The sequence below is a fragment of the Paenibacillus sp. ALJ109b genome, from assembly GCF_010747435.1.
GTDB classification, from domain to species: Bacteria; Bacillota; Bacilli; order Paenibacillales; family Paenibacillaceae; genus Paenibacillus; species Paenibacillus taichungensis.
In genome coordinates this window covers 210,842-222,922 of the sequence record NZ_JAAIFP010000015.1, presented here as the reverse complement: position 1 = coordinate 222,922, position 12,081 = coordinate 210,842, and the positions used below count along the sequence as shown (strand labels likewise).

Genomic DNA, 12,081 nt, shown 5'->3' with positions numbered 1-12,081 from the left:
GATGTTCATATTTCATTCATGAAATGAGCAAGAAACTCATCTTAACCTCATACGAACCTCATGCAAGGGGTGAGTGGGACATGTTAGAATCAATTTAAAAGTTAGATCAAGTCTAAATGTATATTTAAACCGATGGCGAATATGATTTTAATAGAGTATATACAGCAGGCATGAGACCAACATGAGGAGGATAACGATATGACAGAACGCATGACAACCAATCAGGGCGCACCCGTAGGTGACAACCAAAACTCCCGTACCGCAGGAAGAAGAGGCCCCACATTACTTGAGGATTATCATCTGCTTGAGAAGATCGCACACTTTGACCGTGAGCGTATTCCGGAACGGGTCGTTCATGCGAGAGGTGCTGGTGCACATGGCGTGTTTACGCTGGAGAAGAGCATGAAGGCTTATACGACAGCCGATTTCTTACAAGACCCGGGAACAGAGACGGATGTACTGGTGCGGTTCTCGACTGTAATTCACGGTACGGGTTCGCCGGAGACAGCGCGTGATCCACGTGGATTTGCCGTGAAGTTCTACACCCGTGAAGGGAACTACGATATTGTGGGTAACCACTTACCCGTCTTTTTCATCCGTGATGCCATGAAGTTCCCGGATATGGTTCATTCCCTGAAGCCTGCGCCGGATACGAATATCCAGGACCCTGCACGCTACTGGGACTTCATGACACTATCACCCGAGTCGACTCATATGATGACCTGGTTGTTCTCCGATCTGGGTACGCCAGCAAGTTACCGTGAAATGGATGGATTCGGCGTACACGCCTTCAAATGGATTAATGCTCAAGGGCAAGTCCATTATGTGAAATACAAGTGGGAATCGGCTCAAGGCGTACGAGGCTTCTCACGTCAAGAGGCAGCTGAGGTGCAAGGACAGGATTTTAACCATGCCACCCGGGATTTACACGATCATATCAAAAACGGGCAATACCCGCAGTGGAAGCTGCAGGTACAGTTGCTTAAGCCGGAGCAGATGGATGATTTCGCCTTCGATCCGCTCGACCCAACCAAGACTTGGCCGGAAGATGTACTACCGTTCCAGACAATCGGAACCATGACATTGAACCGAAATCCACAAAACTTCTTCGCAGAAGTAGAGCAAGCAGCCTTTTCACCAAGCGCTTTGGTGCCTGGAATCGAGCCTTCCGAAGATAAATTGCTGCAAGGCCGCCTGTTCTCCTATCCGGATACACAGCGCCACCGGCTCGGACCAAACTATTTGCAGATTCCGGTGAACTGCCCTTATGCTCCGGTTCGCAATCATCAGCGTGATGGATTGATGAATGTGAATCAGGACCCGTCCCCGGTAAACTATGAACCGAACAGCTCGGGCAACAGCCCGGAGGAAGCACCTGAATATCGTGACAGTCAAGCTCCGTTACAGGGTCATGTTACGCGTGAGAAAATTGAGAAGACCGATAACTATACGCAGTCAGGGGAGCTGTTCCGTTCATTCACGGCGTTGGAGCAGCAACATCTGCTTGATAACCTGATCAATGATTTGAAGGCTGTACCGGAACAGACCCAGTTGCGTGCCTTGTGCCATTTCTTCCAGGCAGATGGACAGCTCGGTGGTCGTTTGGCTCATGGACTCGGTGTGGATATTTCCGCATTTATGCCCTCACAGGATCGTAAATAAAGCACTGATTTCATCATTATTTCAGAAATGAATAATCGATTTATGAATTAGACCGGGCAGGTCTGCAGAATAGCAGACCTACCCGGTCTTTATGCTTTTTTTAACGATAAGCTGATCTTGTGCATCCAAATAATATTCTGAAATGGAAAACATATTTACAAATCATTTACAATAAATAGCTGACATAGAGGTTGACTTCTCGTTTGTTGGCACTACAATGGGTAGTGTGAGGGGTGTCTGAACATGAGAATACACAATTTTAAAGTGGGTGAGCGTGGGCTGAACCGGTTTTTCGGTCCGCTGGAGGCGAAGATTATGGACATTTTATGGGCGCGTCCAGGCAGCAGCATTCGCGAAGTGCAAACCGCATTAGAAAAAGATAAAGACGTTAATTTCAATACTGTCATGACGGTGATGAATCGCCTCGTGGACAAGGAACTGCTCCACAAGTCGCAGAAGGGCCGAACGTCACTGTACCATCCGGTACAGAGCAGGGAGGAGTTTATGAACGACCAATCCAAGGAATTGTCACATGAGTTGGTGGATGAATTCGGGGTACTTGCTGTGAATCACATGCTGGATGCGCTGGATGAAGCAGATGCAGGGTTGATTGAGCGTCTGGAGCAGAAGATTAAGCAATGGAAAAAGGATAGCGATTGACATGTGGAAGGCCCGCTCGAAGCTGTTGTTTACCGTCGGGTTTGGCATTCCGTTATTCGTGTTCATGCAGATGTTCATGTACGCGATGTACAAAATATTCGGTTGGGACATTCCGTTTAATCTGCTCTGGCTATGTAATCACTGGATGAGCAGGCTGGGCTGGTTATCCATGGGGCATGTTCTTATGGCACTGGTTCTCCTGACTTTTGCAGGTACAGGCTGGTTGCTGTTCGATCGGATGATTAAGACACGTGCAGCGGTAAGGAAGCTTCGGTCAATGGAAGATAGGGCCATGTCTCAGGATCTTCAAGCGCGGTACCGTCATCTGAAACAACCTGGATTCATTGTGGTGGACAAGCCATCACCGGTGGCATTTACGATTGGTCTCTGGAAACCTTGTATTGTGCTTTCCACAGGGCTGCTCACGATGCTGGATGCTGAAGAAGAAAGAGCGGTTGTGTATCATGAAGTGCACCATCTGTGGCATCGTGATCCACTCAAGACGACATTATTGTCGGTATTTGCCGTGATGATGCCTTATATTCCGGTGTTGAAGCATACTTCAAAACATTACAATATCATTAGAGAAATACTGGCTGACAATGAAGCAATTGAACGTACAGGGAACGCTGCGGGCATTGGTAGTGCACTGCTCAAACTGATCCGGGCTTGCCCTGAACCTTGGAGAATTAGAGAGACAGCTATTCAATCGTCTTTTGCCGATACTTCGGTGAATGTACGTATTTCCCGTCTATTAGACCCGGAACAGGATGTTTCACTGTCGCTTCCCCGCTATGCGGTATTCATTTCTGCCACAGTGGTCCTGCTGCTGTCTGTCTTGTTTGTTTGGTCAATTGGGTGAAAGGTAACGTTGAACTTATACTCCAAGGAGGAAGATGAATATGAATAGAAGTGTGGAGATTGGTTTGTTTTTTTCAAGGATCATGATTGGTCTCATCTTTGTATTACATGGTTGGAGCAAATTCGAAGGTGGAATTAGCGGTACAGTCGGTTTCTTTGAAAGTATCGGCATTCCTGGTTTTCTGGCATCGGTTGTAGCGATCATTGAGCTGGTGGGTGGTGCAGCCATGATTCTGGGCTTGGGAACACGTGTATTTGCTGCATTGTTCATCGTAGTGATGGGTGGGGTTCTGCTCACTGCCAAAGTGGGACAGCCGTTCATGAGTGGTACCGAGTTTGATTACCTGCTGCTGGCGGGTTCATTGACACTGCTCTTCACAGGCAGCCGTTTCCTGGCGGTGGATCATTTCTTCTCCAGACAAGGGAACGCTCGTCAGAATGTGAGTGCATAACGGGTTTATCACCATCCAATAGGGATGGACTAACAAGTTTATTCAAGCAGGTATATCCTGCATAGAAGCCTTTTCTCGCTAGTTCGGATTACGCGCGATTTTTACGTGTGAACCGTTCAAACCAAGAAAAGGCTTTTTGTTTTGGACGACAAGCCCATCGATTTGGTACAATGAGAATAAGTATGCTACTAAGAAAAAATAAGAGAACATATAGGAGGGTGCGCTTTATGATTAACGTCATTCCATCCGATTCCCGCTCCAGCTTCGACCGGGGCTGGCTGCGCGGCAATCACAGCTTTTCCTTCGGTGAATATCAGGACCCGGAGAATACTGCGTTAGGACCCATGCGGGTAGCTAACGACGATGTAATTGCTCCTGGACGTGGTTTCGGTGCACACCCGCATAGTGATATGGAGATTGTGTCCATCGTGCTTAACGGGAAGTTGCGTCATGAAGATAACCTGGGCAATGTGGCTGTAACATCATTTGGTGGGATTCAGCGCATGTCAGCAGGCAGTGGCATGATCCATACCGAACACAATGCCTCGGATTCTGAAGAAGTGCGTATATTACAGCTTTGGTTCATGCCACATACGAAAGGGCTTGAGCCGTCTTATGAGACAACTTCTTTTGATCCGGACGCACTCGCGGGAGCACTCGTACCCGTGGTATCCCCTGAAGGTGGGGCGCGTATCGCATCCATTCATCAGGATATGACCATCTATCTTGGCCGATTGGCCGCAGGCCAGGCATTAACATATGAACAGGCGGAAGATCGCCGCATGTACATTTTTGCCATTGAAGGCAAGCTTGGCTTGAACGGAGAGTATCAGCTAAATGAAGGGGATACGGCTCGTGTGGAACAGACGACATCCATGAATCTGGATGCAAGTGAGGACGCTTTCTATATGTTGATCGATCTGCCCTAGATTACCGAAATGGAATGAAACTCCAAGATCAAAGGAGGATGTACTTTTATGACGCAGCAGGAATGGTTCATGGTTAAGCATGCAGTGACTGGGCGAGGGCTGGTGAACAGCAAAACAGATTCGATGTCCTATCGCTATCAAAAAGAAGGCACTGGATTTGTTTTTAACGTTACGGGTCTGGAACAACAGGTGGTGGATAGCATTATGGAGCTTAGACAGGAGCTCAATGTGTTTCGCTTTGTACAGCGTAAAGATCAGCCCTTGGTGAAGCACTGGTATTACGTTCAGGGAGACCGGGTGCAGTATGATAGAGAACGCCATACATTGACGATATATGCGGAATCTGAGATCCGCTATATTCCTGAAGATTATTTTGCTGACTAACCGAATGATTTTAAAAAGACCTTCCAATTGGAAGGTCTTTTTCCTTATATACAATTAAATTTGAATTATATGTGTTTCAGGTTGTTTCATGAAATTTCGCAAAAGAGAAACAAAGGAAGGTTGACATAACGAAATTAATATCGATATAATTACCCTAATTGATAATGAGTATCAATATCAAATGACACGAAGTAGAACAACTACAAGTGTTTTACGGCTATTGGTGAGGGGATTAGTAGAGAGATGAAGTTAGGCTATATGTTGATCGTACTGGCTTTTTTGTCTATCGTATACCTGTTTATTGGCAATTCAGACATTTCGCCCATGGATATATTTCATTTGACCCCAGTCCAGCTTCAGGTGTTACAAGTCAGTCGTTTTCCCCGCCTAATCAGCATCCTTGTCGCAGGTATCAGTATGAGTGTCATTGGACTAATCATGCAGCAGCTGACACGCAACCGTTTTGTTTCTCCGACAACGGCCGGAACAATGGACTCAGCCCGGTTGGGAATCCTTGTTACTTTGATGTGGTTTCCTGGTGCTTCTCCACTGCAAAAAATGCTGGTCGCTTTTGCTTTCGCACTGGCTGGAACGCTAATCTTTATGCGGATACTGGAGAAAGTCAAATTCAAGGATACGATATACATCGCTCTCCTTGGTTTGATGTTTGGCAATATTGTAAGCTCAGTCACGACTTTTTTTGCTTACAAGAACGATTTGATCCAGAACATGTCGTCCTGGCTGCAAGGTGACTTCTCCACGATTATGAAGGGACGTTATGAACTGATCTATATCAGTATTCCGCTGCTCATTATCGTATATCTGTTTGCTAATCGCTTTACACTTGCGGGCATGGGTGAAGATTTCTCAACCAACCTTGGACTGGCTTATCGAAAAGTGGTTAATCTCGGACTGATTCTGGTTGCCATGGTTTCAGCCGTCGTCATTATTACGGTAGGTACAATCCCGTTTCTGGGTCTTGTAGTACCGAATATTGTGACGTTGTATAAGGGTGACAACTTGCGGGATACATTGCCTCATACGGCAGTGCTCGGTGCGATTTTTGTTCTGGTCTGCGATATTTTGGGTCAATTGATTATTTATCCTTATCAGCTCTCCATCAGTTTGACTGTGGGCGTTGTGGGCAGTGTGTTGTTCCTGTATTTACTGCTTCGAAGAAAGGCTTATGAATCATGAGAATGAAGTATACGGCGAATACCTGGAAATTTGGCATTTTGATTACAGCGGCAGTGCTGTTGATTGGTGTATTTCTGGTCATTCAATCCGGGGGCAACTGGGATTATATTCTGCCTCGCAGAGGGAAAAAGATTCTTGCTATTGTGCTCACGGGTGCTTGCATCGCGTACTCCACTGCCATTTTCCAAACGATAACTAACAACCGAATTCTTACGCCTGGTATTATGGGGCTCGACTCCCTGTATATGTTGTTTCAGACATTTGCCGTGTTTGTGTTTGGGAGCACGCATATCAGCTTTGTGAACAAAAATCTTAACTTTGCAGTATCTGTCCTGTTAATGACCCTGTTTGCCTTACTCCTGCATCAGTTCATGTTCCGTAGAGAACGGGGGCGCAATATCTATTTGCTGCTGCTCGTTGGCCTTATTCTGGGTACGCTGTTTCAGAGCATGTCCTCCTTCATGGAGGTACTGATTGATCCTAATGAGTTCCTTGTGCTGCAGGGCAAGATGTTTGCGAGTTTTAACAATGTGAATACGGATCTGCTGATCATCTCAATGGTGGCTATTATACTGATCTTGCTGTATGCACAGAAGTTTACTAAGTATCTCGACGTACTGTCTCTTGGTAAAGATCATGCGGTTAATCTCGGGGTGGAATACCAATACATTGTGAAAAGGTTGCTGCTGGTTGTGATGGTTCTGGTGTCAATCTCCACAGCGCTTGTTGGACCAATCATGTTCCTGGGACTGCTGGTCGTGAATCTGGCGCATCAGATATTCCGGTCACATCGTCATAAAGTGCTGATCTGGGGTTCAGTCATTATAGCTGTGGTTTCATTGGTCGGTGGGCAGCTCATTGTGGAGCGAGTATTTACTTTTGCCACAACAGTAAGTGTCATTATCAATTTTATAGGCGGTGTGTACTTCATCTATTTACTGCTAAAGGAGAATAAGTCGTGGTAGAAGTCAGAAATGTAACCAAACAATACGGCGGCGTCCGGGTAGTGGATGACGTATCACTGAATATTGCCAAAGGGAAAATCACGTCATTTATTGGCCCCAATGGTGCAGGCAAAAGCACATTATTATCCATGATCACCAGACTAATCAGCAAGGATACCGGACAAGTCCTGATCGAAGGGCAAGAGATTGAAGGCTGGAAGAACAAGGATCTGTCGAAAAAAATATCAGTTCTCAAACAATCCAATCACATAAATATCAGGTTGACGGTGGAGGATCTGGTTGCTTTTGGGCGTTTTCCTTATTCACAAGGAAGACTCACGGCAGAGGATCGGCAGTGGATTCAGGAAGCCATCGATTATATGGAACTGGCTCCATTCCGCAAAAAGTATATAGATGAGCTAAGCGGTGGACAGCGACAGCGGGCTTACATTGCCATGGTTATCGCGCAGAACACCGAGTATATTCTCCTCGATGAACCATTGAATAATTTGGACATGAAACATTCCGTGCAGATTATGAAGGTGCTTCGCAAAATGGTGGATGAATTGGGCAAGACGATTGTTATTGTCATTCATGACATCAATTTTGCCTCCTGTTACTCAGACTATATCGTGGCACTCAAAGATGGGCGTGTCGTGCAGGAAGGTAAGACGGAGGACATCATTAATACGGATGTATTGCAGAAAGTATATGACATGCACATCCCTGTGCAATGGATTGATGGGCGTAAGATTTGTGTGTATTTTGCTTAAAAAGTTAAACCAATATAGAGAGAGCGAGAGGTGTCTATTTATGAAAAAGGGTTGGTTATTTACGTTGCTTGTGGTGTTGTCGGTTGTTCTGGCAGCTTGCGGTGGAAATAAAACAGCAGAAAATACAGGTGCCAGCAGTGGCACAGGATCAGAAGCGAATGCAGCAGCAGGTCAGTCCAACGATGAAATCGTCATTAAACATAAACTTGGCGAAACAACAGTGAAGAAGAATCCGGAGAAAGTGGTTGTGTTCGACTATGGGGTGCTGGATACATTGGATCAGCTTGGAGTAGAGGTTGCCGGTGTACCTCAGGAAGGAGTTCCCTCTTATCTGGAAAAGTATAACGATGCAAAGTACGCCAATGTTGGCGGTTTGAAAGAGGCTGATTTTGAGAAAGTAAATGCCTTGAAGCCTGACCTGATTATCATCTCAGGACGACTGCAAGACTCATATGAAGAGTTGAGCGAAATCGCACCGACCATTTATATGGCGGTAGATACAGAAGATTATATGAACTCTCTGACTTCAAATGTGAAGACACTTGGAGAGATCTTTGGTAAAGAAAAAGAAGCAGAAGAAGCACTGGCATCGATTGATACCTCTGTTAAAGCTTTGAAAGATAAAGTAACGGCTGCTGGAAAGAATGCACTGGTTGTTCTGACGAACGAAGGTAAATTGAGCGCTTATGGTGCAGGTTCCCGATTTGGTATCATTCATGATGTGTTCGGTTTTACTCCCGCAGATGCAAATATTGAAGTGTCTATCCATGGTCAGAGCGTTTCCTTCGAATATGTTATGGAGAAAAATCCGGATTATCTGTTCGTGGTAGATCGGAGTGCGGTGGTTGCAGGCAGTGGTGAGGCAACTCCAGCCAAACAGGTGATCGAGAACGATTTGGTCAAAAATACGAATGCTTATAAAGATGGACACATTGTTTATCTTGACCCGGATTACTGGTACTTGTCCGGCGGTGGTTTGGAATCCATTCAAGAAATGATTAAAGAAGTGGACGAGAGTATCAATTAAGTGAATGAAGATTGATTCAAACTTTTAATTAGGTCCCCAAAGGTCTCTGTTATCCATACAGAGGCCTTTTTTTGTTGCCTGAATGGAATAAGCCATTGGGAATTTTATAAAAAGACCACATAATTCTGAGCGCTCTGGCACAAGCTACCTTGTATAAAAAACAGGAACGGAGGGCGGCATATGGCGGACAAAACATCAGGGAAAGATGGTTCCGGGGATTCAGAAAAGAAGAAACACATCCCCTTAGGGCTGCCGTCTCCCCCCATTTTGAGGCAACCGATAAGCCTTTCACATGAAAGCCATATGTTGGCACTGGAAGATATATTCTCGGATTGTTCGGATGTGATCTTCCGCAATGTCAAGATTTCTAATGAAGTAGAAGGACTTCTGGTGTACATCGAGGGCATCGTGAATTCGGCAGATATTCAGGATCATATGCTCCGTCCTCTAATTCGCGGTTTGATTGAGCAAAGAACCGATGAACCTGCTGCCCCTCTGGATGATACACGTATCGCCCTGACGCAGGTGAAGAAAGTGGATACCTGGGCAGACGCAGCGGAGGGTGTGCTGGAATCCTCTGCGCTGCTGTTGATCAACGGAAGCAAAGAGGCTTGGCTATTTAACGTCAAGGGCGGTGTGAGGCGCGGTGTCGAGGAACCCCAAACCGAGTCGGTTATCCGAGGACCACGCGAAGGCTTCACCGAGACATTGCGGGTGAACACAGCTTTGCTTCGTTTTAAGCTGAAAACACCTGCACTTAAGATGTTAAGCATGACGATTGGAACTGAGACCAAAACCAATGTTGTACTGACCTACATCAGCGATATTGCTGATCCCAAGCTGATTAAGGATGTCAAAAAACGCCTCAATAAGATCAAAATCGATGGAATTCTTGAGTCCGGTTATATTGAGGAATTGATAGAAGATCATCCGTATTCCCCTTTTCCGCAGATGCATTATACCGAACGTCCGGATACAGTAGCGGGCAACTTGCTGGAAGGGCGATTTGCCATTTTTGTGGATGGTAGTCCGTTTGTACTTATTGCCCCAGTAACCATGTGGCAGATGCTTCAGGCGAGTGAGGATTATTACGAACGGTTCTTTATCAGCAATCTGGTGCGGTGGATTCGGTTTTTGTTTGTAGCTATCGCTCTATTTCTGCCTGCACTCTATATCGCCATTACAACCTTCCATCAGGATATGTTGCCTACCACGCTGATTTTGAGTATTGCAGGTGCAAGGGAGGCCATTCCATTCCCTGCACTGGTTGAAGCCCTCATTATGGAGCTATCATTCGAGGCTTTGCGAGAAGCGGGGGTCAGGTTACCCAAAACGGTAGGTCAGGCCGTCAGTATTTTGGGGGCACTTGTGATTGGACAGGCAGCGGTTCAGGCGGGAATCGTCTCTGCCCCCATGGTTATTATCGTATCCATGACAGGCATTGCGTCTTTCACGATTCCTCGTTTTAACTTTGCCATTACGGTTCGTTTGCTGCGTTTCCCCATCATGCTGCTTGCCGGGGCGCTTGGTTTGTATGGCATTGTCATTGGACTGGTGCTGATCTCCGTGCATCTGACGCAGATGACTTCCTTCGGTGTACCTTATCTGTCAGGCCTCAGTCCCTATAGCAAAACAGATACCAAGGATATTGTTATTCGTGCACCATGGTGGAAGATGATCAATCGTCCTTCAACGGTTCATCGTGACCAGCAGCGGATGAATGAAAAGATCAACGGTTCGCCTGAAGCAGAAGAAGGGTGGTGAGCACATGGTTCTCATCCGTAAACGACGGGCGGTAGCCATACTGCTCCTATGTACTATTTTCATATCAGGTTGCTGGGATCGGAAGGAAATTAATGATGTCGCTTTTGTCATTGGTCTTGCTATTGACAAGGAGGAGAACAATTACAGATCAAGTCTGCAAATTGCTCTCCCGGGTCAGTCCGGTTCCTCCGGGAGTGAAGGCGGCGGTGGAGGCACCAGCGGGGATAAATCTTGGTTCATGTTGTCCAATACAGCCAAAACCTTGCGTGGAACGTCTATTGAGAGTCAAAAAGCACTCTCCCGTCAACTTTATTATTCCCATCGGCGTACTATGCTGATTGGAGAAGATCTTGCCCGTGATGGCGTTGCCCCCATGCTGGATTTATTTACACGTTTCCCGCTTAACCGCTTCTCAGCATTACCAATCATTACCAAGGGGCCTGCTTACAAGGTGCTGGATACCGATGCGCCGATTGAAAAATTCCCTTCGGAAATGGTGCGTGAATTATGCTTCCTGAATATGCGCAGACCACGTTCCCTCAAGACATTCACGGATGCGATTCTTTCCGAGGGAGTAGATCCATTTCTGCCAGTCGCCTCGGCCGTTGACAATGTGCCGAGCAATTGGAAGGACGTTAAGACGAACATCAAGTTGGATGGACTCGCTATCTTTAAGAAGGACAAACTGATAGGCATGATTGAGAAAGCTCCTGCTGATGCACTTATATTGGCTATGGGTGAAGCCAACGAGCCAGAAATTATGGTCAAAGCTCCTCGTGGGAAAGGTGATTTTTTCATCAAGCTGAACGAAAACAACTCTTCATTGCATCCTCATATTGCAAATGGAAAAGTGTCGGTGACGATTGAACTTTATGCCAAGGGAGTCATGGTAGATAACGAATCCAATTATGGTGATTTGCGAGCCCAGGAAATGAAGAGCCTTACTCAGGCCCTTCACCAGAAAATTGAAGATGACATTAAGGAAGGGATCAGGCTGATTCAAAAACAATATCCTGCGGATATTTTGGGTCTGGGTCGTTCCATTCATCAGCAACTCCCCAAGGAATGGAAGAAAATAAAGGATCGGTGGGATGATATTTATCCGGATGTAAAGGTAATCGTTGAACCACACATCATTATTGAAAATGTAGGGGTTATTAATAAACCGATTGGATTACAAGAGGAGGATATTGTCCATGATTAAGCCGCTGCTGTTCACTTATTTGGGTATGGTTATTGCCGTAATTATCATGGACTTCAAACATGTGAGGCAGGCAGCCGCCATTAATAGCTGGTTATCCTACGGACTGATCGCCATCAGCGCCGGGATTTGGTTCTATGTAACGAATTTGAGCAAAACAGTCTTCGTCACGACATGGCTTACCCAAGTGATTCAGCGTTGGCTACCTTTACCGTAAGGCTTGTTTC

At 46.1% G+C, this 12,081-nt stretch carries 13 protein-coding genes; all 13 read left to right on the top strand.

The features are described from left to right. Nucleotides 1-198 precede the first annotated feature (198 nt). The 13 genes from G3352_RS16985 to G3352_RS16925 all read left to right on the top strand — a co-directional run bounded on the left by G3352_RS16985 (nucleotide 199) and on the right by G3352_RS16925 (nucleotide 12,071). Nucleotides 199-1,662, top strand: a complete 1,464-nt coding sequence (locus tag G3352_RS16985) for a catalase (protein WP_163758212.1) — start codon at nucleotides 199-201, stop codon at nucleotides 1,660-1,662. Between the two features lie 243 nt (nucleotides 1,663-1,905). Continuing rightward, entirely contained in the window at nucleotides 1,906-2,322 is a 417-nt protein-coding gene (locus G3352_RS16980; protein WP_076287498.1) for a BlaI/MecI/CopY family transcriptional regulator, read from the top strand. A gap of 1 nt (nucleotide 2,323) precedes the next feature. Further along, on the top strand, nucleotides 2,324-3,184 hold the full coding sequence (locus G3352_RS16975) for a M56 family metallopeptidase (protein ID WP_163758209.1): 861 nt from the start codon (nucleotides 2,324-2,326) through the stop codon (nucleotides 3,182-3,184). A 40-nt stretch (nucleotides 3,185-3,224) separates the two neighbouring features. After that, a complete protein-coding gene (locus tag G3352_RS16970; RefSeq protein ID WP_063567226.1) occupies nucleotides 3,225-3,635 on the top strand; it encodes a DoxX family protein in 411 nt (136 codons plus the stop codon). A 227-nt stretch (nucleotides 3,636-3,862) separates the two neighbouring features. Next, the gene (locus G3352_RS16965) at nucleotides 3,863-4,564 is read left to right on the top strand and encodes a pirin family protein (protein ID WP_163758208.1); all 702 of its coding nucleotides are present in this window, start codon (nucleotides 3,863-3,865) and stop codon (nucleotides 4,562-4,564) included. A 48-nt stretch (nucleotides 4,565-4,612) separates the two neighbouring features. Continuing rightward, nucleotides 4,613-4,948 (top strand): hypothetical protein, encoded by a 336-nt coding sequence (locus G3352_RS16960; RefSeq protein WP_163758205.1) that lies wholly within the window; start codon nucleotides 4,613-4,615, stop codon nucleotides 4,946-4,948. 243 nt (nucleotides 4,949-5,191) lie between these two features. Continuing rightward, complete coding sequence (locus tag G3352_RS16955) at nucleotides 5,192-6,145, top strand: ABC transporter permease (RefSeq protein ID WP_076287502.1); 954 nt, start codon at nucleotides 5,192-5,194, stop codon at nucleotides 6,143-6,145. Nucleotides 6,146-6,147: 2 nt separating this feature from the next. Further along, a complete protein-coding gene (locus G3352_RS16950) occupies nucleotides 6,148-7,110 on the top strand; it encodes an iron chelate uptake ABC transporter family permease subunit (protein WP_163758273.1) in 963 nt (320 codons plus the stop codon). Then, entirely contained in the window at nucleotides 7,104-7,862 is a 759-nt protein-coding gene (locus tag G3352_RS16945; RefSeq protein WP_163758203.1) for an ATP-binding cassette domain-containing protein, read from the top strand. The genes G3352_RS16950 and G3352_RS16945 overlap by 7 nt, the downstream gene beginning before the upstream one ends. A 40-nt stretch (nucleotides 7,863-7,902) precedes the next feature. Next, nucleotides 7,903-8,889: a siderophore ABC transporter substrate-binding protein gene (locus G3352_RS16940; protein WP_163758201.1), complete on the top strand. Its 987-nt coding sequence runs from the start codon at nucleotides 7,903-7,905 to the stop codon at nucleotides 8,887-8,889. A gap of 303 nt (nucleotides 8,890-9,192) precedes the next feature. Further along, the gene (locus G3352_RS16935; protein WP_240343109.1) at nucleotides 9,193-10,653 is read left to right on the top strand and encodes a spore germination protein; all 1,461 of its coding nucleotides are present in this window, start codon (nucleotides 9,193-9,195) and stop codon (nucleotides 10,651-10,653) included. Further along, nucleotides 10,610-11,857: a Ger(x)C family spore germination protein gene (locus G3352_RS16930; protein WP_163758197.1), complete on the top strand. Its 1,248-nt coding sequence runs from the start codon at nucleotides 10,610-10,612 to the stop codon at nucleotides 11,855-11,857. The genes G3352_RS16935 and G3352_RS16930 overlap by 44 nt, the downstream gene beginning before the upstream one ends. Next, nucleotides 11,850-12,071, top strand: coding sequence for a hypothetical protein (locus G3352_RS16925; RefSeq protein ID WP_163758195.1), 222 nt, complete (start codon nucleotides 11,850-11,852; stop codon nucleotides 12,069-12,071). The genes G3352_RS16930 and G3352_RS16925 overlap by 8 nt, the downstream gene beginning before the upstream one ends. The last annotated feature ends 10 nt before the right edge of the window (nucleotides 12,072-12,081 follow it).